The organism is Roseibium sp. ROS1 (assembly GCF_054658215.1).
The window spans coordinates 638835-661304 of record NZ_BAAGIG010000002.1 but is presented as its reverse complement, the minus strand read 5'-3'; the positions used below and the strand labels follow the sequence as shown (position 1 = coordinate 661304).

Here is a 22470-nt window from a genome sequence, read left to right as displayed (position 1 = left end):
TTGATTTTACTGTGATGTGTCCTTGCCCTGCCAGATGATTTCCGGCAAGACTTCACCTCAGTTCGCGACCATGCCCCAGAGGCCAACGCCACGCGACGGAGAGGAAAACGCTCATGCATCATGTCTTCATTTGCGATTATGTCCGCACGCCCATCGGACGCTATGGCGGCATGCTGTCCTCTGTCCGCGCTGACGATCTTGGTGCGATCCCCATCAGCGCCCTCATGGAGCGCAATCCGGACACGGACTGGGCCGAGGTAGATGACGTCTTTTATGGCTGTGCCAACCAGGCCGGTGAAGACAACCGAAACGTCGCGCGCATGTCGGCACTGCTGGCGGGCCTGCCGGAGACAGTTCCCGGTCTGACGCTCAACCGGCTTTGTGGCTCGGGAATGGATGCCGTCATGACTGCGGCCAGGGCGATCAAGGCCGGCGAAATCGATCTGGCCATCGCTGGCGGCGTTGAAAGCATGTCCCGCGCACCTTTTGTCATGCCAAAGGCAGACACCGCCTTTTCCCGCTCGGCCGAGATCTTCGACACGACAATCGGCTGGCGCTTCGTCAATCCGCTTCTCAAACGCCAGTATGGTATCGATTCCATGCCGGAAACGGCGGAAAACGTTGCCGAACAATTCCAGATCTCGCGACAGGACCAGGATGCCTTCGCGCTGCGCAGCCAGCAGCGAGCCTCCGCCGCTCAGCAATCCGGTCGTTTCGCCGAAGAAATCGTTCCCGTGATGATCCCGCAGCGCAAGGGCGACCCTATACTGGTGGACAAGGACGAACACCCAAGGAACACAACGCTGGAGGCCCTTTCCGCGCTCAAGACGCCGTTCCGTGAAAATGGTTCGGTGACCGCCGGCAACGCGTCCGGTGTCAACGACGGTGCTGCGGCTTTGCTGATCGCGTCGGAAGCTGCGGTGGCCAAGCACAATCTCACGCCGATCGCCCGCGTCGTCGGCGGAGCCACCGCCGGCGTTCCGCCGCGGATCATGGGCATTGGTCCCGCACCGGCGACGCGCAAGCTTTGCGCGCGCCTCGGAATCGCGCTGCCGGAGTTCGACGTGATCGAACTCAACGAAGCTTTCGCCGCCCAGGGCATTGCGGTCATGCGAGACCTTGGCCTGCCCGAAGACAGCGAAATCCTCAATCCGAACGGCGGTGCGATTGCACTCGGTCATCCGTTGGGGATGTCTGGCGCCAGAATCACGGGAACAGCAGCGCTGGAACTGAAAAAACGGGATGGAAACCTGGCGCTTGCCACCATGTGCATCGGTGTCGGCCAGGGTATAGCGCTGGCTCTGGCTGCAGCGTGAGGCGATTCTGATCAGATCGACAGTTTGGCGTGCCGGTCTTCACCAGTGCGCCAATACCGGCTCGGACCAGTCCCCACCGGCACCGGCCGGTCTTTTGCCGCGGGTGTTGCTATCTGAGGAAAAGGCCCTGACTGCACCCTCTTTTCCATCCTGTCGCTGACTTCGCCCAGTTCATCCGACAGCCTTTCGAAGAGCAGGCTGGGCATGCGCAGCGTCGCGACATAGTAGGAAATCGCCTCATCTGCCGCTTTTTCCAGGTCCAGTTGACCGATCTCGCGCAGGGTATTTTCCGCCATCACATGAAGTTCGACCGCGTCTTCGACCAGTGGCTGCGCAACCTCTACCGCCTGGTCGGAATGGCTAGCAACCCAAAAGGCGGCTGACGCTGAAAGGCTAACAAAAACAAAAACGTGCAAGTTTCTCAAAAGAAATCGCATTGCAACCCCAATGAATAATTAACAAAACGTTAAACTACCATTGGTCGTACAGGGCGCGTGGAAGATCTGCAACCTGCCCTTGCAGTTCTCCCTTTTTTTCGAACGCCATGGTTAACAGCGGTCTGCGTTGTTCGGAGACGTACCCATCTTCGCTTCCCGATCCTGGAACGGACCACTGCGGACGTACTGACAGTCCTTCAGCTACATGACCTGGCCGCCCCTTCCCGGCACCGGAAATGGGGCACTGTCAGATTTGCCTGTAGGTATTTGCAGGTACGTAAAATTTTACATGCGGTATTACCGGGACTTTAGATCCTGGGACTGTATAAGCGCGGCATCAAAACGGAGGACGTCATGATCGAAAGGACCGGTGAGATGAGGCTCTCATCCCTGGGATTGCTGCTACTTTTAGCAGCTGCGGCCATGACCTTGTTTGCTGATTTGGGGCCACAGCCCTCGACTTCCGCCAAGGCCAAGTCAGTATACCAGCAACTCGCTCATTGACCGTTTACGCAAGGTGCCGCACTGACCGATAAGGTTCACCGGCGCAGATCGTGCCCGCGATTTGCTCTGGCTGGAACCGGCACCGGTTTCATTTGCCCGGTGAAAGATATCGGCAGTCTGCGCCTTGCGGCCCCACCTCCGCCTTTTCCGCTTCGGCCGGTTTCACCCAGCAGCATGATGGCTGAGCCCATGACCACGGACCCGAGCGTGATGAACAGGCCGAATGCCAGCATGATGACCGGCAGCACGGGGTCCTCTGCCGACATGACAAGCACTCTCAGATTACCGATATTGCCGAGGAAAATGCCGCCGAGCACGAGGCCGGCAATTGCCGTTCCCGCCAGGCCGTTGACTGCAAGCAGACGAAACAAGGGATCTCTCGGAAGCTTCAAGCGAACCGGCCCCTTCATCGACAATGCCATGGCGCGCACTCCTCGCTCTGCGATTGCTGTTGCGATGCGTGATCAGCCTAGCGCCGATCGATACCTGCCAACAACCTGTCAAATAGACCGATTAAGATCATTTTGAAGATCAGCTCATAGTTTATTCATCTTCGACGCAAGATTTGTGCAGTGCACTCTTGATTACAAATGCGTGAGCATATATTTGTTCGATATATCGAACCAACATATGACACTTCTTACGATACCTATAGCGTCATCCGGATCGCAACCGGGCTCGTATGAAGGCCGTCATGCCGGGAGGACGCTCCCAGGCACGGAGTTGTCAATGAGTGTACGCAGTCTCTGCCTCGCAATCCTTTCTTTCGGGGATGCCACCGGATACGAAATCCGGAAGGAGTCGACCGAAGGCCGGTTCAGCTACTTCGATGATGCGAGCTTCGGCTCGATCTATCCGGCGCTGGCGCGTCTGGAATCGGAAGGGCTTGTAACCGTGCGCGAAGAGCCGCAGGCAGGCAAACCTGCCCGCAAGGTCTATTCCATCACCGATGCCGGCCGTGAAGACTTCATCCAGTCCCTGTGCGATCCACAGGCGCCGGACACTTTCAAATCACCCTTTCTGCTGATCGCCCTCAACGCCGCGCAACTGCCTCCCGAGGTCATCCGCCGCGCGGTCGAACGGCGCAAGGCACAGGTACACGCTGAGTTGCGCCTGCTGACAGACAACGAAAAAGACCAGGAATGTTCGCACCCCGGGTCCAACTGGACCCGTGAATACGGCATTGCCTGCATGAATTTCACCCTCGCCTATCTGGAAGAACACGGCGAGGCACTGATCAGGATTGCTGAAGAAGCGGCGCAGCCGGTTGCGGCAGCCGCAGAGTAAGCGCAAGACGTTTCGGAGCTTTAGACAATGCGAGTGAAGTTTTCCTACCTCCTGGCGACCGGCATCGCGGCCGGCATCGGTTTCTGGATGTATAGCGGCACGATGGTGATCGGTGGTGTCGGCGACAGCGAACATGCCACCCCGCCCCCGGCGCTCAGGGTCAGCCAGGCGTCCACAGAGACCTTCCGCGTTCAGGTGGAACGTCTGGTGGCGCAAGACCGTCGAGCCGTTCTGGAAGTGCGCGGGCGCACCGAAGCCGAAGCCACGGTGGCTGTCAGATCCAAGACAACCGATGACGTGGTGGAGCGCCCGGCGCAGGAAGGCGCGCATGTCGCCGCCGGCGACGTGCTTTGTGTTCTCGACAAGGGATCGCGGCAGTCACGCATTCTGGAAGCCAAGGCTGCCCTGGCTCAGGCGCAACTGGACCATGAGGCAGCAACTCAGTTGAACAGCAAGGGCTTTACCGCTCAAACCCGTGTGGCTGCCCTGCAGGCCCAGCTCGATGCTGCAAAGGCACGCCTGATTGAGGCCGAGCAGGAGCTGGAACACACAGTTATCCGCTCGCCGATTGCTGGTGTCATCCAGAGCCCCATGGCTGAAATCGGCGCACAGCTTGAACAAGGCGGCATCTGCGCGACGGTGGTTGATGCGGATCCGATGATTGCCATCGGCGAAGTGTCGGAACTGAATATCTCCGAAATCTCGCTGGACATGCCGGCAACGGTCACGCTCGTGACGGGTGAATCGCTCAACGGCAAGGTGCGTTACATCTCGCCGACGGCAAATCCAGACACGAAAACCTTCCGTATCGAGATCGAGCTTCCCAATCCCGACGGCAAGGCCAGGGACGGCGTGACGGCAGTCACCAAGCTGGAGCTGGCTGCGGAGAAGGCACATAAGATTTCGCCAGCAATTCTGACGTTGAACGACGCCGGCCAGGTCGGCATTCGTGCAGTCGATGAAAACAACAAGACTCTCTTCTACCCCGTCAAGGTGCTGGGTGGAGAACAGGACGGAATGTGGATCGGCGGTCTTCCCGACGAAGTCGTCGCCATCACCGTGGGGCAGGAATACGTCTCGGATGGAGAACTCGTGCAACCGGTCTTTGAGACGGCAGAGGTGAGTCAATGATAGACATGCTTGAAGGCGTCCTTCGGCGCCCCAAGACGGTATTCGTGATGATGCTGGCGCTGATCGTTGCCGGTGTCGCCACCTATATCTCGATCCCGAAAGAAGCCAGCCCGGACATTGATCTGCCGATCTTCTACATTTCGATCACCCAGCAGGGCATTTCTCCGGAAGACTCCGAGCGCCTGCTCGTGCGGCCGATGGAAACGGAGTTGCGCGGCCTTGACGGGTTGAAGGAAATCACCGCGATCGCGTCGGAAAGTCATGCCGGCATCGTGCTGGAGTTCGACATCTCGTTCAACAAGGACGAGGCGCTGGCGGACGTGCGCGACAAGGTCGACCAGGCCAAGAGCAAGCTGCCGGACGAGGCTGAAGAGCCGACGATCACGGAAATGAACTTCGCACTTGCGCCGACCATGATCATCGCCTTGTCGGGCAACGTGCCGGAGCGCACGCTCTACAAGCACGCCCGGCGTCTCAAGGACGAGATCGAGGCCATCGACACCGTCCGGTCGGCGGATCTGACCGGGCACCGCGAAGAGCTGCTGGAAGTCCTGATCGACACCCAGAAACTGGAATCCTACTCGATCACCCAGCAGGAGCTCCTGAACTCGCTACAGCTCAACAACCAGCTTGTTCCTGCGGGCTTTATCGACGGCGGCAAGGGCCGCTTCAACGTAAAGGTGCCTGGTCTCGTCGAGACCGCAGAGGATGTCTACACACTTCCGCTGAAACAGAGCGGTGAAGGTGTGGTGACCCTTGCAGATGTCGCCGAGATCCGGCGCACCTTCAAGGATCCCAACGCCTACACACGCGTCAATGGCAACCGGGCAATTGCTCTTCAGGTCGTCAAGCGTATCGGCACCAACATCATCGAGAACAACGCGGCAGTCCGTGAAGTTGTCGAACATGCCTCCAGGGACTGGCCGGAAACCGTTCGCGTCGACATGATGCTCGACCAGTCCAACAACATCTTCGAAGTGCTTGGCTCGCTGCAATCGTCGATCCTGACGGCGATCTTCCTGGTGATGATCCTGGTTCTGGCGGCGCTTGGCATGCGCTCCGCGCTGCTCGTCGGTCTGGCGATCCCGACCTCCTTCATGGTCGGCTTCCTGATCCTTGGCGGCGTTGGCTACACGGTCAACAACATGGTCATGTTCGGCCTCGTTCTGACCGTTGGCCTGCTGGTCGACGGCGCCATCGTGATGACCGAATATGCCGACCGCAAGATCCAGGAAGGCATGGAAGACCGCGAGGCCTATATCCGCGCCGCGAAGCTGATGTTCTGGCCGATCGTCTCCTCGACGGCCACCACGCTGGTAGCGTTCCTGCCCATGCTGCTGTGGCCCGGTGTTGCCGGCGAGTTCATGAGCTACCTGCCGATCATGGTGATCATCGTCCTCACCGCCTCGCTGTTCACCGCCATGGTGTTCCTGCCGGTGACAGGGGGCATCCTGGCCCAGGTCTCGCATTTCCTGAACAGATATGCCGCTGGACTTCTGGCGCTGACATTTGGCGTTCTGGCCGCCGTCATTGTCGGATTCGGCCCGTTCGTACCGATGGCTCTCGAAGGCGTCGTGCCAGCGGTGGCTGCAACCGGCATCGCCATCCTGTGCGGCCTGGTGGCCCTCGTCCTTGTCGGCTTTGTTTCCTACAAGCTGCTTCTTCCGTTTGTGCGCTGGTCTCAAGCACGAGCTGCCAAGAGAGCCGAAAAGGAACGTGCGGAAGCTGCCGCCCTTTCCGGCTCCGAAGCGTTCGATGTCAAGAAAGTAAGCGGGTTTACCGGCATCTATGTTCGCATCCTGAAGATGTTTGCAGGCAACCCGATCGGCAACATCGCCGCCATCGTGCTGCTGATCGGCAGTTGCTTTGCGATCGTCGGCGCGTTCATGGCGAACCCGACCGGTGTTCAGTTCTTCATCGATGAAGAACCGGAACAAGCGGTGGTTCTTGTTTCCGGCCGTGGCAACATGTCTGCCTCGGAAGCGCGCGATCTCGTTGTGCAGGTTGAAGACAGGATCATGTCCATTCCGGGCGTCGACAATGTCATCACCAACGCGTTCACACCCGGCGGTTCGTCCGGCGGCCCCTCCGTCGGCGACGTCCAGGACAAGCCTGCCGACGTGATGGGCGAGATCAATATCGAGCTTGCAGACTTCTGCTGCCGCCGGGTGGCGAAGGAGATCTTCGCCGACATCCGTAACGCGACCAGTGACATCCCCGGCATCAAGGTGGAGACCCGCAAGATCGAAGGCGGTCCGCCAACGGGCAAGGACGTTCAGCTGGAGATCAAGTCCACCGATTACAACGACATGGTTGCTGCTGTCGCCCGCATTCGCGAGCACATCAACGGCATGGATACGCTGATGAACCAGGAGGACGACCGTCCCCTGCCCGGCATCGAATGGCAGATCTCAATCGATCGGGAACAGGCCGGCCGCTACCAGGCAAGCATCGCTTCCGTTGGCAACATGGTCCAGTTGGTCACCAACGGTGTTCTGATCGGTACCTATCGTCCCGGAGACAGCGAGGACGAGGTGGACATTCGCGTGCGCCTGCCGGAGAACGAGCGGACCATCGACCGGTTCGATCAGCTGCGGCTGCAGACCTCGCTTGGACTGGTGCCGTTGGCAAACTTCGTCAGCCGCGAACCGGCCCAGAAGGTGTCGGAAATCGTGCGTCGTGACGGGCTCTATTCCATGTTCGTGAAGGCGGCGGTCAATCCGGAAAGCGGTTCCACGCCGACAGAACAGGTTGCAGCTCTTCAGAAGTGGCTGGATACGCAGGAATGGCCTGCCAACGTGTTTCTGAAATTCCGCGGCGCGGATGAGGACCAGCAGGAGTCAGGCGAGTTCCTGATGAAGGCGATGGTGGCATCGCTGTTCCTGATGTTCCTGATCCTGCTGACCCAGTTCAACTCGTTCTACCAGACGATCCTAACGCTCTCGACGGTGGTTCTGTCAGTGTTCGGGGTGCTGCTCGGAATGCTCGTCACCAATCAGCCGTTCTCGATCATCATGACCGGGACCGGGGTGGTGGCGCTTGCCGGGATTGTGGTCAACAATGCCATCGTTCTGATCGATACCTACAACAGGTTCCTTCATGACGGCCTTCCCCCGCTGGACGCGATCCTGAAAACATCCGCTCAGCGAATCCGGCCGATCCTGCTGACCACCATCACGACCATCGCCGGCCTGGTGCCCATGGCCACCATGATCAACTTCGATTTCTTCAATCAGGTGATCACCTATGGCGGCATCACGGCGGTCTGGTGGGTGCAGCTGGCAACGGCGGTCATATCCGGCCTTGCTTTCTCCACCTTGCTGACGCTGCTGATGATCCCGGTCATGATTGCGCTGCCGAGTGTATGGTCAAGCACCTTCTGGAAGGTGGTGTCCACCGTACGGCGCAAGCCAGGTACTGCCACCGAGGAGGTAACTCCGGAACCTGTGGCTCTTGGCGATCAGCCCGAACAGCGCCCGGCTGCAAAGGTGGTTTCCATGCCGAAGCCGTCGCAACCGAAAATCCCCCCGCAGGAGGAACTGCCGCACGCGGCAGAGTGATCCTATGCACCTCCAAGCAAAAAGGCCGCCGGTTTCCGGCGGCCTTTTTGTTTGCAACATGCAGAGTGTCTTCACCCGAATTCCAACCACTGCCCCTTGAATTGCGGCCCATCAATCAATATAGTTGCAATATACAACTATATAGGCTTTTGCATGTCCCAGCATTCCCCCTCCCTCGTCAACGATATCCGTGCAGCGTCCCGCCAACTGGTCCGGGAATTCGGCTTTCTGGACAAGACCATCGCCGGTACGGATCTGTCCGGTTCAGGTGTCCACGCAATGATGGAAATCGGTTTGAACCCAGGCATTACTGCCAAGGAAATCTCGACGAGACTGAAGCTCGAGAAATCGACCATCAGCCGTTTGCTGAAGTCACTCGAGGCCCGCGGGGAAATCACACAAACCCGGTCTGACAGCGATGGCCGATCATTCGGACTGACTTTGACCGAAACCGGTAAGGCCACCTTTGCGAAGATCGACAACTTTGGCGATGCCCTTGCTCGAAGGGCGCTCAACCGGATCAACGGGGACAAGGCACAAGAAATTTGCGATGCCATGTCCGCTTATGCGGAAGCGCTCGCCATGCCGCAGGAAACGCCGGCAGATTACCAGCCACAATTCACGGTCGCTGAAGGTTATCAAACCGGAATGATCGGCGACATTGCCGGAATGCATGCCCGCACTCACGGCCACATCGTCGGTATGGGGCCAACCTTTGAAAGTGTGGTCTCAAACGCCATGGCCGAATTCATGCCGCGCATCGGCAAACCGATGAACAACAGCTGGAGCGTGCTCGAAAACGGAGCCGTTATCGGATCGATCACAATCGATGGCGAAGACCTAGGCAACAACATCGCACATTTGCGCTGGTTCATTCTGTCCGAACGCCTGCGAGGCAAAGGACTGGGAAAAGTGCTGCTCCAGAAAGCCCTGGAACACTCGGATACGCTTGGGTTCGATGAAATCCACCTCTGGACGCTCAAGGGGCTTGAAGCCGCACGTGTGCTCTACGAAAGAAACGGGTTCACCCTTGCGGAGGAATATGTCGGCGACCAGTGGGGCAAGGCCGTCACGGAACAGAAATTCATAAGAATTCGCCCAAAATAAATTCGCAGGCCCCGCAGGCCCCTATCACCGGGCCGTATCAGCCTTTCAGCCCAAAAGGAACGGTTCGGGTCTTCGCCAGAACCGTTCCTGTGCTGGCTCATCCCTTGGAGATGGAGTTTCCGCCATCACAGAGCATGGCGGAACCGGTGACAAAAGAACTGGCGTCGGACAGCATAAACGCAGCCGCCTTGGCGATCTCTTCGGGTTCAGCCATCCGCTTCAATGCGTGGAGGCCGGCGATATACTCGCGGAATGCCGGGTCATCGCCCCCCATCTCGGTCTTCGTGCCACCAGGAAGAAGAGCATTGACCCGTATGTTTTCCGGTCCGTGTTCCACGGCCAGAACCTGTGTCAGGCCGACAAGCCCCGCCTTCGCAGCCGCATAGGCGGCCATGCCCGGAAAACCGATGGTATGGCCAACGAACGATGAGGTGAACACAATCGATCCGCCTCCCCGCTCGCGCATGGCCGGGATCTGGTATTTGGCCGCGAGAAAGGCGCTGTTGAGATTGGTGGCGACAACATGGTTCCAGGTTTCCATGCTCATGTCCGGCACCGGCCCCATCTCTCCTAGCGTACCTGCATTATTGAAGGCACCGTCGAGGCCACCAAAGGCGTCGAGGGTCGCTTTCACGGAAGCTTCGGAAAATGTGGTATCGCAGACATCGCCAACGAACAGTGCGATCCGGTTGGATGCATGGGGCAATGATGCCCGCAGCTCTTTCAGTCGGTCTTCCCGTCGGGCAGCCAGCATCAGGTTCGCACCGGTGTCAGCCAGAAGACGCGCGGCAGCCGCTCCGATGCCGCTGCTGGCACCGGTGATCAGAATTGTCTTTCCATCAAGCATGAGAAGGCTCCTCATTTGTCGAGGAGGCCTAATTGAACCAGAAAATCGCCTGCTGAAACCCGATTTGCGATCAGGTGTGCGTCAGCCGCCGTGGTCCTTGTCCCTGTCCGCGATGTTGTCGAGATCTGTATCGCATTCGTCACCGTCGTCATCGAGGCCCAGCGAGGCGTCTGCGAGCACCAGCTTCCTGTGCGCACGCCAGGACAACGGAATGGTCAGCAGGTAAAGGACCGCTCCTCCCGCCAACATCCGGAAAGGATAGGAAACGGTCAGCGCCACCACCAGAACCGCAACCAGGAACAACGGCAATACGAAGTCGCGGCGCACCCTCGTGCCCAGCGTCTTGCCGGAATAGGTCGGCAAACGGCTGATCAGCAGGAAGGCAACTCCGATCGTATAGACTGCAACAAAAGCTGAATCTGCGAACCAGTGCGGAAACAGGCCGAGAAAATCGAGATAAAGCGGCAGGAGCACGGTCAGCGCTCCAGCCGGTGCAGGCACGCCTGTGAAGAAACGTGACGCCCAGGCAGGCTTGTTCGGATCGTCCAGGGCCACATTGAAACGCGCCAGACGGAGTGCGGCTGAAATCGCGAAGATAAGGCCTGCGATCCACCCCATGTTGCCTGCATCCTTGAGGATCCAGAGATAGAGCATCAAGGCCGGCGTGACGCCGAAATTGACGAAATCCGAGAGGGAATCCAGTTCCGCACCGAAACGCGACGTTCCCTTCATCATGCGGGCGACACGGCCATCGAGCCCGTCCAAGACGGCTGCCACGAGAACGGCACCGACCGCGAATTCCCAGCGGCCTTCGAAGGCCATGCGCACAGCCGTCAGACCGGAGCACAGCGCCAGCAACGTCACCATGTTCGGAATGATCAGGCGCAAGGGTACGCGCCGGAAGCGCGGTGTTCTGCGGGTGTCGGCCGGTCCTTGATCGGGCGTCTCGTTCACGGTGGCCTCAGCTTACACGGGTCAGGGACTGAGCCGGGCTTTGCGGTGCCGACAGATCGGCCAGCACGGTCTCGCCGGCAATCATGGTCTGGCCGAGGGCAACCTTTGGCTGGGTTCCGACCGGAAAATAGACATCAAGACGCGAACCGAAACGGATCAGACCAAAGCGCTCGCCAGCAGAGAGATTTTCTCCTTCACGAACGAAGCAGACAATACGGCGGGCAACAAGACCGGCGATCTGCACGACACCGATCCGGCCGTTGCCGGTGTCGATGACCAGTCCGTTGCGCTCGTTGTCTTCACTGGCCTTGTCCAGTTCCGCGTTCAGAAACTTGCCGGCACGGTAGGCGACGCGCTCTATGCGCCCGCCAACAGGTGCCCGGTTCACATGGCAGTTGAACACGTTCATGAAGATGGAGACCCGCATCAGCGGTTCAGCGCCGAGTTCCAGCTCAGCAGGCGGGCGTGCCAGGCCAACTAGGCTGACGACACCATCTGCCGGAGAAATCACCAGCCCTTCGCCGACAGGCGTCACACGCTTGGGATCGCGGAAGAAATAACAGACCCACCCCGTGAGGAAGAGGCCGATCCAGAACAGCGGATCGATGAACCAGCCGATAACGAGCGTCGCCACCAGAGCAATCGCGATGAAGGGCCAGCCTTCACGATGGATCGGCACCATGGCCTTGGAGACGGAATCGACTATCGACATCTTCTTTTCTTCGCTTTCCATTGCTGCCTGGCGGCAGGCGTATTCCCGGCCCGGGACTGAACGCACCCGTTGCGCTTTAGCTTCTGCCCCGCTTCTAGTGGCTTTTCAAGGCAAAGAGAACCTGCTTTTCATGAAAATCACACGGTTTGCGACCCACTTGAGCCAGTGGAAGCCGTCCGATAGTCGCTCTCCCAGTAGGGCGGTCGACCGTACTTTGAAATCAGGAAATCGACAAAGGCGGTCACCTTGGGCGGAACGAACTGGCTTGGCGGATAAACGGCCCAGATCGCCCCGGTGCGGGCAATCGTATAGTCTTCCATGACGGCGACCAGACGCCCGTCGCGCAGGTCTTCCCAGACATGTGCCAGTGACTTCAGACTGAGGCCAAGGCCGTGAAGCGCGGCGTCGTAAGTCAGGTCGCCGCTATCGCCCTTGATGACCGGCTTCTGGATTTCGAAAGCGACCTCCCCCTCCGGCCCGTTGAAATACCAGAACGGCATGGAGGCCATGGCGATACAGTCGTGGTTGGCAAGGTCTTCCGGTGTGTGCGGCACGCCCTTGCGAGCCAGGTAGGCCGGTGATGCACACAGGGCTCTTGGATTGCCACCCAGCTTGCGGGACAGCAGAGAGGAATCGGTCAGTGGCGCTCCCCTCACCGCCATGTCATAGCCTTCCTCGATCACGTCCACGATCCTGTCGGAAAAATCCATTTCCAGCCTGATATCCGGGTAGAGTTCGCGGAACTCCACCAGATACGGCAGAATGTGCTTTCTTCCGAAGAATGTGTTGCAGGAAAACCGAAGCGAGCCGCGCGGCGCTTCTGTGGAGGCTTCCAGGATCGAGCGGGCCTGTTCGATCTCACCAACTGCGGTGCGCGCGTGTTGCAGCAAAACACGGCCGGCTTCCGTCAACATCGTGCGTCTGGTGGTGCGGGCAAAAAGCTGGGATCCGAAGGACTTCTCAAGGCCGGTCAACCGCGTGCTGGCAGCTGAAGGCGACAAGCCGATTTCCCGGCCGGCAGCAGCCATGCTGCCCAGTTCCGCTATGCGGACAAAAAACTGCAGGTCTTCCAGTCTCATTGTTCCAATCTTTCGAAGAATTAATTCTACACTAGCCTCATTCTTCGAAGGAACGCAATATGAGACAAATGCTCATCCCAAGCGATGGAGAGCATTATGACACATACAGGAGACGACTACGAAGCCCGCGCCCGCGCGGCCCGTCACGCCGAACTGCGTCGCCTTGCCAAGGCACTTTCAAGACTGTTGTTCAAAAGGGGTGAAGCTGCCCCAAACAACAATCTGCCGACAACAGGCCATGTAGCCTGCGACAATGATCAGGCACCTCAAACATTTCGTGCAGCCTGACCTCCGGCAAGTTTCTGACTTCTTGTCATCCAGGAAGACCGGTGGTGGAGATCCGGGATAATTGCGCCCAGATCTCTTTCAAGGGTCAGCGTCATACCGGGAACAGGTGCATTCCCTCTCCCGGTTAAGGCTCGGCTAGGCCCGGATGACCAGAAATAGCTGTCGCCAGACCTATTTCGCCGGTACGTAATCAGCCCTTTGACCACGTGTGACGATACCAAGATCGTCGTTTTCCCGCGCTGCCCGCAACCGTTCTTCGGCTTCGTCCGCCTCGCGCTGACGAGCCCACATGGATGCATAAAGACCGTTTTCCTTGGCCAGCAGCTCCTGATGGGTGCCGCGCTCGGCAATCTCGCCACCTTCCAGAACGATGATCTGGTCCGCATTGACCACGGTCGACAGGCGGTGAGCAATCACCAGCGTCGTCCGATCCTGCGAAACCTCATCCAGCGCCGACTGGATCTCGCGTTCGGTATGTGTATCAAGCGCCGATGTCGCCTCATCGAGGATGAGGATCGGCGGAGATTTCAGGATGGTGCGGGCAATCGCAACACGCTGCTTTTCACCGCCCGACAGTTTCAATCCGCGCTCGCCGACTTCCGCGTCATAGCCCTGAGGTAGCCTTTCGATGAAGTCATGGATCTGCGCCATGCGCGCGGCCTCCCGCACTTCCTCGTCGCTGGCGTCCGGGCGGCCATAGCGGATGTTGTAGGCAATGGTATCGTTGAAGAGCACCGTATCCTGCGGAACCATGCCGATGGCCTGACGCACGCTTTCCTGCGTCACGTTTCGGACATCCTGGCCATCGATCTCGACTGAACCGTCGGTGACGTCGTAAAACCGGAACAGGAGACGGGAGATCGTCGATTTGCCCGCACCGGAGGGACCGACGATGGCGACGGTCTTGCCTGCTGGAACCTCAAAGTCGATCCCCTTGAGGATCGGCCGGTCGGGATCGTAGTGAAAGCGAACGTTCTTGAACGCAATCTTTCCCTCAACAGCCTTCAACGGGCTGGCGTCGGGCTTGTCCTCGATTTCGGCGGGAACCATCAGCAGGTCGAACATGGATTCGATATCCGCAAGACCCTGACGGATTTCACGGTAGAGGAAGCCGATGAAGTTGAGCGGAATGGAAATCTGCATCAGCAGCGCGTTGATCAGGACAAAGTCGCCGATGTTCTGCTCGCCCGCCAGTACGGCCTGCGCAGACAGCCCCATGCAGGCGGCCATGCCAATGCCCAGGATGACCGCCTGACCGAAGTTGAGCCACGAAAGGGACGTCCAGGTTTTCGTCGCGGCGCTCTCATATTTCGCCATGGAGACATCGAAGCGCGCAGCTTCCATGTTTTCGTTGCCGAAATACTTGACCGTTTCGAAGTTGAGCAGACTGTCGATGGCCTTGGAGTTGGCATCCGTGTCGCTGTCGTTCATCTCGCGGCGAATGCCGATCCGCCAGTTCGAGGTCTTGATGGTGAACCAGACGTAGGCGACGATCATCACCGCGACGATCACAACATAAAGGAAACCGAACTGGTACCAGATCACGGCTGCCATGATGGCAAATTCCAGAACCGTCGGAATGCCGTTCAAGATGGTGAAGCGGACAATCGCCTCTATGCCCTTCACCCCGCGCTCAATCACACGGCTGAGCCCACCCGTCCGCCGGGCAAGGTGGAAACGCAGGGAAAGCTGGTGCAGGTGGCGGAATGTCAGGATTGCGAGCTGGCGTACGGCATGCTGGCCGACCCGGGCAAACAGCGCATCACGCAGCTGGTTGAAAGCCACTGCCAATACGCGGGCTGCATTATAGGCGAGCACCAGCATGACCGGAGCTACCAGGAAAGCAGGCAGGTTGGAGCCTTCACCTGTCAGTGCATCCGTCGCCCAGGCGAAAAAATACGGCGACAGGACCGTCACGATCTTGGCAATGATCAGTGCAAAAATGGCCAGAAGCACGCGCTGCTTGAGATCCGGCCTATTAGACGGCCAGATGTAGGGCCACAGGTTGGCCAGCGTTGTGAAGGTGCTGCCTTCGTCTGCATTGACAGGCTTGCGGATGTGCGCTTGAGCGGAATGGCTGCCGGCAGCCGCAGCCGAAGGCTTTTGCGGCGGGGTCGCTGTCTGATCGGTCACACAAAATCTCCAGGCCGCGGAAGGCGGCCACTTGGGTTAGTCTGAAGCGGAAACCACTTGCGCACCGGCTGACTGTCCTGCCTGGTCCGGCTGCGCCGCGTTCAGGCGCTCCCAGAAGTCCTTGGTCCGGCACTCCGCCAGACTGAGCACTTGCCAATTGAGCGCGTAGTGGCAATTCCTGCCCCGCGTGTCACAGCACAAGAGCCCGGCGTCCTTCAAAACCTGCAAATGCTGAGACACGGTCGACTGAGCCAACGGCAGGTGACTGACGATCTCACCGCAGCAGGCGCCCTGACGGCTTGCGAGCTGCTTGATGATTGCCAACCGGGCCGGATGTCCAAGTGCACGGAAGATAGCCGCGAGTTCCTCGCAACTTGCCAGACCTTCCTTGGAGGTCATGCAATTTCCACCGGCCGGCAGATCCGTCCCGCTCATGGGGCGGTTTCCTCATTCACGATTGTTTGTTTCATCGTTGATATGCGATGAATCATCAAAAAAACAAGGGGCTGATGCAAAAAGGCAGAGGATCATTCCGGTCCCCTGCCTTCATTTTTGACATTCAACCAAGGCATAACTGACAGAGTTAAGCAGCGCCAACAGCCGAGAATTTTATAAATGCCCATGGCCGATTTCAGACGTGCCGACAACGCCCGAAGTGCCGACAGAGGCCGGTGTCACCTCAGCCGTTGTTTTCGTCTGGTTTCGGCCAGCTGAGATCGCCTTCTGGTGTCAGGAACACTTGCCCCGGGTAAATCAGATCAGGATTGCGGATCTGTTGCTGGTTGGCCTTGTAGATCGTTGTATAGCGAACGCCCTCTCCATAAAGACGCCGGGAGATCCGCCACAGGTTATCCCCCTTGCGGATGATCACGACGGGAAGAGATTTTTTCACTTCCGCGCCCTGGCCGTCGGCTCCTGCACCCTCACCGCTTGCGACGACCTTGGTCAGCACAATCTGCTTGTCCTGTTCCTTTTCAAAGGTAACGGCTGCACGGGCGTCGACCGAGCTGCCATCCTCACCGATCAAATCGGCGCGAACCTCGACATTTCCTTCAGAAATATTCTTTCCGCCTTCAATCAGCCACTTCCCGCCCGAACCGACCTTAGCCTCGCCCTGAAACTCGTCGCCGACGTAGACACGAACCGATGACCCAGGTTCGCCGGTACCGGCAACAAAGACCTTGTCCTTTTCGGATTCCACGGCTTCCACGGTCACCGTCGGCGCATCCGGTGCTGCTGCGGGAACATCAGCCGGTTCATTCTGGCCGGCTTGCGCAACGTCTGCGCCACTGTCCTGTGTCGCTAAAGCTGCCGGCGCTGCCCCTGATGACGTCGAAGCAACTTCGGTTTCTGCTGAAGCCGCCTGTCCGGATGCTTCAGCCGTTGAAACGGCGGCACCATTGCCGGCCGTTTCCGGCTCTGCGGTGCCTGTTCCAGATGAAGTGGTGTCGGCAGACGCAACAGCGGTCTGCTCAGAGGTACCGGCGGGCTGTTCGCTCGTCTCCCGGGAGGCCGTCTGCTGGCTTGCAGAGGTCCCTGCGGCAGGTTCCGCAGCAGCAGTTTCAGTTGCGGACGTCGACCCGGAGGCCTCGGTGGCGGTGCCTTCTGCAGAATCCGTTGTCGCAGCTGTTTGCGAACCTTCGCCAGTCGAAGTGATGGAAGCCACCTGCTGCTCGGCCTCAGGCTTTTGCAAGACGTCCGACGGACCGTCAGGCGTGTTCAGAACCACAAGGGGTTGTTCCTTGCCGCCTTCCGGCAGAGAAACGGCAAGCCGTTCTTCGGACGTGGCAATCGCTTTGCCGGTATCGTCATGAACCTCCAGGCCAACGTCATAGTCGCCCGGCTTCAACGGCTCATCCAGAATGATGGTCCATTCACCGACCTCATTGGCAATGCTCTTGCCGACAACCTTGCCGTTGGCAGTCAAGGCAACGATAGCGCCAGCGACAGACCGGCCCGCAACGACCGTTTCACCGGTCGGCTCAACGCCGACAACGTCAAAGCTAGGGCCTGCACTTGCCGTTTCCGCGGCAGGCGCCTCATCTGAGGCATCAGCCTTATCTGTTTCTGCAGATTGCGTCTTTGTGCCTGTATCAGAGCCTGCAGCCTGTTCGGTCGTGGCACTGTCGCCGGAGACCGATGGCGTGGCGGCAACTTCGGGACCGCTCTGGAAAGGCAGACGCCCCGTATCGCGATAGATGTAGCCCGTCACGAGAGCGGCCAGGCCAACAGGCACGGCTACGATCAAAGTCCAGATGAGTGTCTTGTTATTCATTGTGTGTCCTGCCGGGAAAGCAGCCAGGCGATGCGGCGCTTTCCAAATCCGTTCCCCTGTTTGCGCCCTTTCGGGTGCTGCCTGTCTCAGCCGAACTCCTGACCTTGATGGCCATGTTTCCTTTGCCGTCGGCTCTTCTTCAGATCGTGGTTCATGCATAGCCGTCTTTTCCAGGCGCGGCAAGAAAACCCGGTTCAGAACCAAGGCCTTTCAAACAGAATGCTTGACCTTGTGGCAATCTGAATGCCACATCTTTGCGTCATGAATACGGTTTCTCAAAATCAGCTTACAAGCGTCTGTGTTTACTGCGGGTCCAGCTTCGGTTCGGACCCTGCACACGAGGCATCCGCCACCCGTCTGGGCCAGCTAATTGCCGAGGCTGGCCTTCGACTTGTCTATGGCGGCGGCTCTGTCGGTCTGATGGGAACCGTGGCCAATGCCGCCCTCGAAGCCGGCGGCAAGGTGACGGGAATCATTCCGCGTTTCCTGGAAAAACGCGAGGTGATGCTGGACACCCTCGAAGACCTGATCGTCACGCAGGACATGCACGAGCGCAAACACCTGATGTTCGAGAAAGCCGACGCCTTCATCGCGTTGCCCGGCGGTATAGGCACCCTGGAAGAAGCCGTCGAAATGATGACCTGGGCCCAACTCGGACAACACCGCAAGCCGGTGGCACTGGCCAACCTCAACGGCTTCTGGTCGCCTTTGCTGGAACTTCTGGATCATATGCGGGCACAGGGATACATCCGTCCGGATACTGAAGTTCCTTATCTTGTTGCCCGATCCGTGGACGATATCCTGCCAATGCTGCGCCGCGCGATCAACGGTGACCCCCTGCCGGCACAAGAAGCATGCGCCTCGGTAACAGATCTCTAAAACTCTACTGAGTAAAGAGGTTGGGAATACGTTCCCATGACTGTGAATATTGGAACCAAATCGATTTGCAGTCTGTGGAGTTGAATAGTACCGTCGCACGAAACGCAGGAAGAACAGGCCACTAAATGCAAACTACCCTTCTTGTTGAAGATGCGGCGTTTTTCGAGAAGGCAATCGTCAAGAAACTGCATGAGGTCGGCCGTCACCAGATCATGGTGGCGCGTAGCTACGAAGAGGCAGAGAACTGCCTCAATCTGCCTATCGGTGAACCTGACCTTGCTCTTGTCGACCTGACCCTTCCAGACGCCCCCGACGGCGAAATCGTCGATCTTTGCGAGAAGTGGAATATTCCCACGATCGTCTTCACCAGCCGCTTCGACCCGAAAACCCGAAGCAAGTTCCTGGAAAAAGGCGTTATTGACTACGTTCTGAAGGATTCTCCCGGCAGCCTGAACTATGTTGCGGACCTGATCCGGAAACTGGCGCAGAACCCCAAGATCGGCATTCTCATTCTGGACGATTCCGCGGTGGAGCGGGACGTGATCTCCAAGATCGTCGGCAAGCACCTTTACAAGATCTATCAGGCCAGCTCTACGGACGAAGCCCTCCAGACCCTGAAGGATTACAAGGACATCAAACTTGTCCTGGCGGACTATTTCATGCCGGACAAGGACGGCTTTGCCTTTCTGAAAGCCGTCCGCAGAGTGCATGACCCGGAGAAAGTCGGCGTCATCGGCATGTCGTCCTATGCCAATCCGGACAACCGGGTGCGGTTCCTGAAATACGGTGCAGCGGATTTCGTCGACAAGAACTGCCCTCCGGAAGAGCTGCTGCTGCGCGTGTCGCAGAACCTCGACTACATCTACCGGATCGAGGAACTCAACAACATGGCGATGCGGGACTCCCTCACGGGTCTCTACAACCGCCGTTACCTTCTGGAACAGGCCACCAAGGCAATCGCGACCTGGCCGGTGTCCGAAGGACGAGCGCATTGGCTCGCGCTCCTCGACCTGGATTCCTTCAAGGCAATCAACGATTCACTCGGCCACGATTTCGGCGATGCGGTTCTGATCAGTTTTGCCCGCCACATGATGAAGCTGGCAAAGGAAGACGATATCGTCTCGCGGCTCGGCGGCGACGAATTCTGCATCGTGTTCCGGGACAAGGAAGAAGCCGAGGTTGTCGACGGACTGCAAAACCTTCTGGATAATGTTCTGGCCTCGCCCGTGCGTCACGACGGCGAGGAACATCTGATGAAGACAAGCGTCGGCGTCGCCCCGCTCGAAAGCGGCAGGTTTGGCGATGCCCTGAAGACCGCCGACCACAGGCTTTATGCCGCCAAACGCAGTGGCCGCGGCCAGCTGGTTTCTTCAGACTGACCGCATCTTCCACAGTGCCCTGGCTGCCATTACCCTAGTTTCAGCTGCGGTAGCGCCGCCAGCTGTCGTAGGTAAACACCACCAGCGCAGCCCAGATCATGCCGAAAGTCATCAGCTTGGTCGGGTCCAGCGGTTCGCCCCAGATATAAATCGCCATCAGGAAGTGCATGGACGGCGCCATGTACTGCATAAGCCCCAGCATGAAGAGCGGGAGGCGCCGGGCGGCTGAGGAAAAACAGATCAGCGGCAAGGCCGTGACAATGCCCGTCCCCACGAGGGCGAGCAGAACCGGCGGATCGTTCAAGACCATTGCGTCGACACCCCAGCTGAGGCTCAGCAGCATGTAGCCGGCGGCGAGCGGAAACAGCACAAGCGTTTCCACGAACAGTCCCGGAGTTGCCTTCACGGGCGTCACTTTTCGCACGTAACCGTAGCCTGCGAAGGAAAACGCCAGCACCAGAGACACCCACGGCAACCCACCTGCCAGGATCGCCTGCAGAACCACGGCAATGGCGGCAACGCCGACAGAAATCCCCTGCCAGGTCGTCAGTTTTTCCCTCAACACGAACAGGCCAACCAGAATGCTGACCAGCGGATTGATGAAATAGCCGAGCGAAATATCGAGCACGTTATTGTTGGAAATTGCCCAGACGAAGGTCAGCCAGTTGACGGCAATGAAAGTGGCAGACGCCGTCAGCCCCATGAGCACCTTCGGCTGGCGAAAAACCTCGCGCACTTCCTGCCAGCGGCCGCGCGCATAGAGAAACAGACCGACAAAAAGCACCGACCAGAGGATCCGGTGAGACACCACAAGATCTGCTGGCACGGTATCGGTCAGTTTGTAATAGGCCGGGAGGAAGCCCCACATGCCGTATGCCGCCAGGCCAAACAGAAGGCCCTGACGGAATTCGGCATTCGCTTCGGTGCTGGTCACCGTCTGCGACATGGCATTGCCTTTCTGGCGCCCGAAAGGCGCGTGACCAGGATCAGGCCACGTTGGCTTTCATCAGCGCGAATGTAATGGAGTCGACCAGGGCCTGGAAAGAGGCGTCGACGATGTTGGAGGATACCCCGATCGTGAACCAGCGCCGGTGCGTGACTGTGTCCTGGCTTTCGATCAGAACGCGCGTGACAGCGCCCGTGCCACCATTGAGGATGCGCACCTTATAGTCAATCAGTTCCAGGCCGTCGATGGCAGACTGGTATTTGCCCAGATCCTTTCGCAGTGCCATGTCCAGCGCATTGACCGGGCCGTTGCCTTCAGCAACCGACATTCGGGTTTCGCCGTCGATATCGACCTTCACCACGGCTTCCGAAACCGTGACCAGATCGCCGATTGCGTTAAACCGGCGTTCCACCATCACGCGGAAGGATTCGACAGCGAAGTAACGCGGCACCTCGCCCAATTCCCGGCGCGCGAGCAGCTCGAACGAGGCGTCGGCAGCCTCGTAGGCATAGCCTTCGGCTTCCCGTTCCTTGACCTTCGCCAACAGTAGGTCAAGACGCGGGTCTGACTTGTCGACTTCGATGCCCACCCGGGCCAGCTCTCCCAGAAGGTTGCTCTTGCCGGCCTGGTCGGACACCAGCACCCGCCGCTGGTTGCCGACACTTTCCGGTGCGACGTGTTCATAGGTCTGCGGATCCTTCAGGATCGCGGAGGCATGAATACCGGCCTTTGTGGCGAAGGCAGTTTCGCCCACGTAGGGGGCCTGCCTGTCCGGCGACCGGTTGAGGATTTCATCGAACGCATGGGAGATTGAAGTGATCTCTTTCAACTGAGCGTCGCTGACACCGATTTCGAACCGATCGGAGAATGCCGGTTTCAGCTTGAGTGTCGGGATCAGGGTGATGAGGTTGGCGTTGCCGCAGCGCTCACCCAGCCCGTTCAAGGTTCCCTGGATCTGCCTTACGCCGGCATCTACTGCCGCCAGTGAGTTGGCGACCGCGTGACCGGTGTCATCGTGGGTGTGGATGCCGAGATGCGTTCCGGGAACAACCTCCTGCACCTTGGTGACGATGTCGAAGATCTCGTCGGGCAGCGTGCCGCCGTTGGTGTCACACAGAACGATCCACCGCGCGCCTGCATGGTATGCCGTGCGGGCACAATTGAGCGCGTATTCCGGATTGGCCTTGAAGCCATCGAAGAAATGCTCGCAGTCGATCATCGCTTCCTTGCCGGCAGCAACGGCTGCGGTAACGGTCTCGTAGATCGAATCGAGGTTTTCCTCGTTGGTGCAACCAAGCGCGACCCGGACATGGTAGTCCCATGCCTTGGCCACGAAGCAGCAGGCATCGGAACTTGCGGACAGCACGTCCTGAAGCCCCGGATCGTTCGCGGCCGAGCGGCCTGCGCGCTTGGTCATGCCAAACGCGGTGAACGTTGCCTTGCGCGTCCGCTTTTCACTGAAGAACTCACTGTCGGTCGGGTTGGCACCCGGATAGCCACCTTCAATGTAATCGACGCCAAGCCGCTCCAGAAGTTCGGCAACCACAACCTTCTCGTTGACAGAGAAGTCGACCCCGCTGGTCTGGGCGCCGTCACGCAAAGTCGTGTCGAAAAGAAAAAGCCGTTCCTTGGTCAT

19 protein-coding genes are annotated in these 22470 nt (G+C 58.7%); 8 read left to right on the top strand and 11 right to left on the bottom strand.

All coding sequences use genetic code 11. The features are described 5' to 3' along the window. Nucleotides 1-113 precede the first annotated feature (113 nt). Entirely contained in the window at nt 114-1316 is a 1203-nt protein-coding gene (gene pcaF / locus ACYQ6M_RS11250) for a 3-oxoadipyl-CoA thiolase (protein ID WP_460073818.1), read from the top strand. Between the two features lie 11 nt (nt 1317-1327). On the opposite strand, the gene ACYQ6M_RS11245 is transcribed toward pcaF, so the two are convergent. Together ACYQ6M_RS11245 and ACYQ6M_RS11240 are read right to left on the bottom strand one after the other, a co-directional pair. Continuing rightward, nucleotides 1328-1612, bottom strand: a complete 285-nt coding sequence (locus tag ACYQ6M_RS11245; RefSeq protein ID WP_460073817.1) for a hypothetical protein — start codon at nt 1610-1612, stop codon at nt 1328-1330. 680 nt (nt 1613-2292) lie between these two features. Next, nucleotides 2293-2679 (bottom strand): hypothetical protein, encoded by a 387-nt coding sequence (locus ACYQ6M_RS11240; RefSeq protein WP_075281543.1) that lies wholly within the window; start codon nt 2677-2679, stop codon nt 2293-2295. 307 nt (nt 2680-2986) lie between these two features. Here ACYQ6M_RS11240 and ACYQ6M_RS11235 point away from each other — a divergent pair, with 307 nt between their 5' ends. The 4 genes from ACYQ6M_RS11235 (at nt 2987) to ACYQ6M_RS11220 (ending at nt 9342) form a co-directional block, all read left to right on the top strand. Further along, nucleotides 2987-3544, top strand: coding sequence for a helix-turn-helix transcriptional regulator (locus tag ACYQ6M_RS11235; RefSeq protein WP_023003940.1), 558 nt, complete (start codon nt 2987-2989; stop codon nt 3542-3544). 27 nt (nt 3545-3571) lie between these two features. Further along, the gene (locus ACYQ6M_RS11230) at nt 3572-4675 is read left to right on the top strand and encodes an efflux RND transporter periplasmic adaptor subunit (protein ID WP_460073816.1); all 1104 of its coding nucleotides are present in this window, start codon (nt 3572-3574) and stop codon (nt 4673-4675) included. Beyond that, a complete protein-coding gene (locus ACYQ6M_RS11225; RefSeq protein WP_460073815.1) occupies nt 4672-8235 on the top strand; it encodes an efflux RND transporter permease subunit in 3564 nt (1187 codons plus the stop codon). The genes ACYQ6M_RS11230 and ACYQ6M_RS11225 overlap by 4 nt, the downstream gene beginning before the upstream one ends. Before the next feature lie 153 nt (nt 8236-8388). Further along, nucleotides 8389-9342: a helix-turn-helix domain-containing GNAT family N-acetyltransferase gene (locus ACYQ6M_RS11220; protein WP_460073814.1), complete on the top strand. Its 954-nt coding sequence runs from the start codon at nt 8389-8391 to the stop codon at nt 9340-9342. Nucleotides 9343-9439: 97 nt separating this feature from the next. Here ACYQ6M_RS11220 and ACYQ6M_RS11215 read toward each other — a convergent pair whose 3' ends face one another. The 4 genes from ACYQ6M_RS11215 to ACYQ6M_RS11200 all read right to left on the bottom strand — a co-directional run bounded on the left by ACYQ6M_RS11215 (nt 9440) and on the right by ACYQ6M_RS11200 (nt 12934). After that, complete coding sequence (locus tag ACYQ6M_RS11215; RefSeq protein ID WP_460073813.1) at nt 9440-10189, bottom strand: SDR family oxidoreductase; 750 nt, start codon at nt 10187-10189, stop codon at nt 9440-9442. A gap of 81 nt (nt 10190-10270) precedes the next feature. Next, nucleotides 10271-11056: a CDP-alcohol phosphatidyltransferase family protein gene (locus ACYQ6M_RS11210; protein ID WP_460074626.1), complete on the bottom strand. Its 786-nt coding sequence runs from the start codon at nt 11054-11056 to the stop codon at nt 10271-10273. Between the two features lie 94 nt (nt 11057-11150). Further along, nucleotides 11151-11921, bottom strand: coding sequence for a phosphatidylserine decarboxylase (locus tag ACYQ6M_RS11205; RefSeq protein ID WP_353653743.1), 771 nt, complete (start codon nt 11919-11921; stop codon nt 11151-11153). Between the two features lie 71 nt (nt 11922-11992). Next, entirely contained in the window at nt 11993-12934 is a 942-nt protein-coding gene (locus tag ACYQ6M_RS11200) for a LysR family transcriptional regulator (protein WP_055653605.1), read from the bottom strand. A 96-nt stretch (nt 12935-13030) separates the two neighbouring features. Here ACYQ6M_RS11200 and ACYQ6M_RS11195 point away from each other — a divergent pair, with 96 nt between their 5' ends. Then, on the top strand, nt 13031-13222 hold the full coding sequence (locus ACYQ6M_RS11195) for a hypothetical protein (RefSeq protein ID WP_460073812.1): 192 nt from the start codon (nt 13031-13033) through the stop codon (nt 13220-13222). A 171-nt stretch (nt 13223-13393) separates the two neighbouring features. On the opposite strand, the gene ACYQ6M_RS11190 is transcribed toward ACYQ6M_RS11195, so the two are convergent. The 3 genes from ACYQ6M_RS11190 to ACYQ6M_RS11180 all read right to left on the bottom strand — a co-directional run bounded on the left by ACYQ6M_RS11190 (nt 13394) and on the right by ACYQ6M_RS11180 (nt 17630). Continuing rightward, nucleotides 13394-15280: an ABCB family ABC transporter ATP-binding protein/permease gene (locus ACYQ6M_RS11190; RefSeq protein ID WP_035907987.1), complete on the bottom strand. Its 1887-nt coding sequence runs from the start codon at nt 15278-15280 to the stop codon at nt 13394-13396. Nucleotides 15281-15391: 111 nt separating this feature from the next. Continuing rightward, nucleotides 15392-15790, bottom strand: a complete 399-nt coding sequence (locus ACYQ6M_RS11185; protein WP_031270715.1) for an ArsR/SmtB family transcription factor — start codon at nt 15788-15790, stop codon at nt 15392-15394. A 244-nt stretch (nt 15791-16034) separates the two neighbouring features. Then, entirely contained in the window at nt 16035-17630 is a 1596-nt protein-coding gene (locus ACYQ6M_RS11180; RefSeq protein ID WP_460073811.1) for a LysM peptidoglycan-binding domain-containing protein, read from the bottom strand. A 243-nt stretch (nt 17631-17873) separates the two neighbouring features. On the opposite strand from ACYQ6M_RS11180, the gene ACYQ6M_RS11175 reads away from it, so the two are divergent. After that, nucleotides 17874-18509, top strand: coding sequence for an LOG family protein (locus tag ACYQ6M_RS11175; RefSeq protein WP_460073810.1), 636 nt, complete (start codon nt 17874-17876; stop codon nt 18507-18509). 125 nt (nt 18510-18634) lie between these two features. Next, the gene (locus ACYQ6M_RS11170; protein WP_055653596.1) at nt 18635-19888 is read left to right on the top strand and encodes a GGDEF domain-containing response regulator; all 1254 of its coding nucleotides are present in this window, start codon (nt 18635-18637) and stop codon (nt 19886-19888) included. 40 nt (nt 19889-19928) lie between these two features. On the opposite strand, the gene rarD is transcribed toward ACYQ6M_RS11170, so the two are convergent. Further along, entirely contained in the window at nt 19929-20834 is a 906-nt protein-coding gene (gene rarD / locus ACYQ6M_RS11165) for an EamA family transporter RarD (RefSeq protein ID WP_460073809.1), read from the bottom strand. Nucleotides 20835-20874: 40 nt separating this feature from the next. After that, nucleotides 20875-22470, bottom strand: a complete 1596-nt coding sequence (gene cimA, locus ACYQ6M_RS11160; protein ID WP_055653593.1) for a citramalate synthase — start codon at nt 22468-22470, stop codon at nt 20875-20877.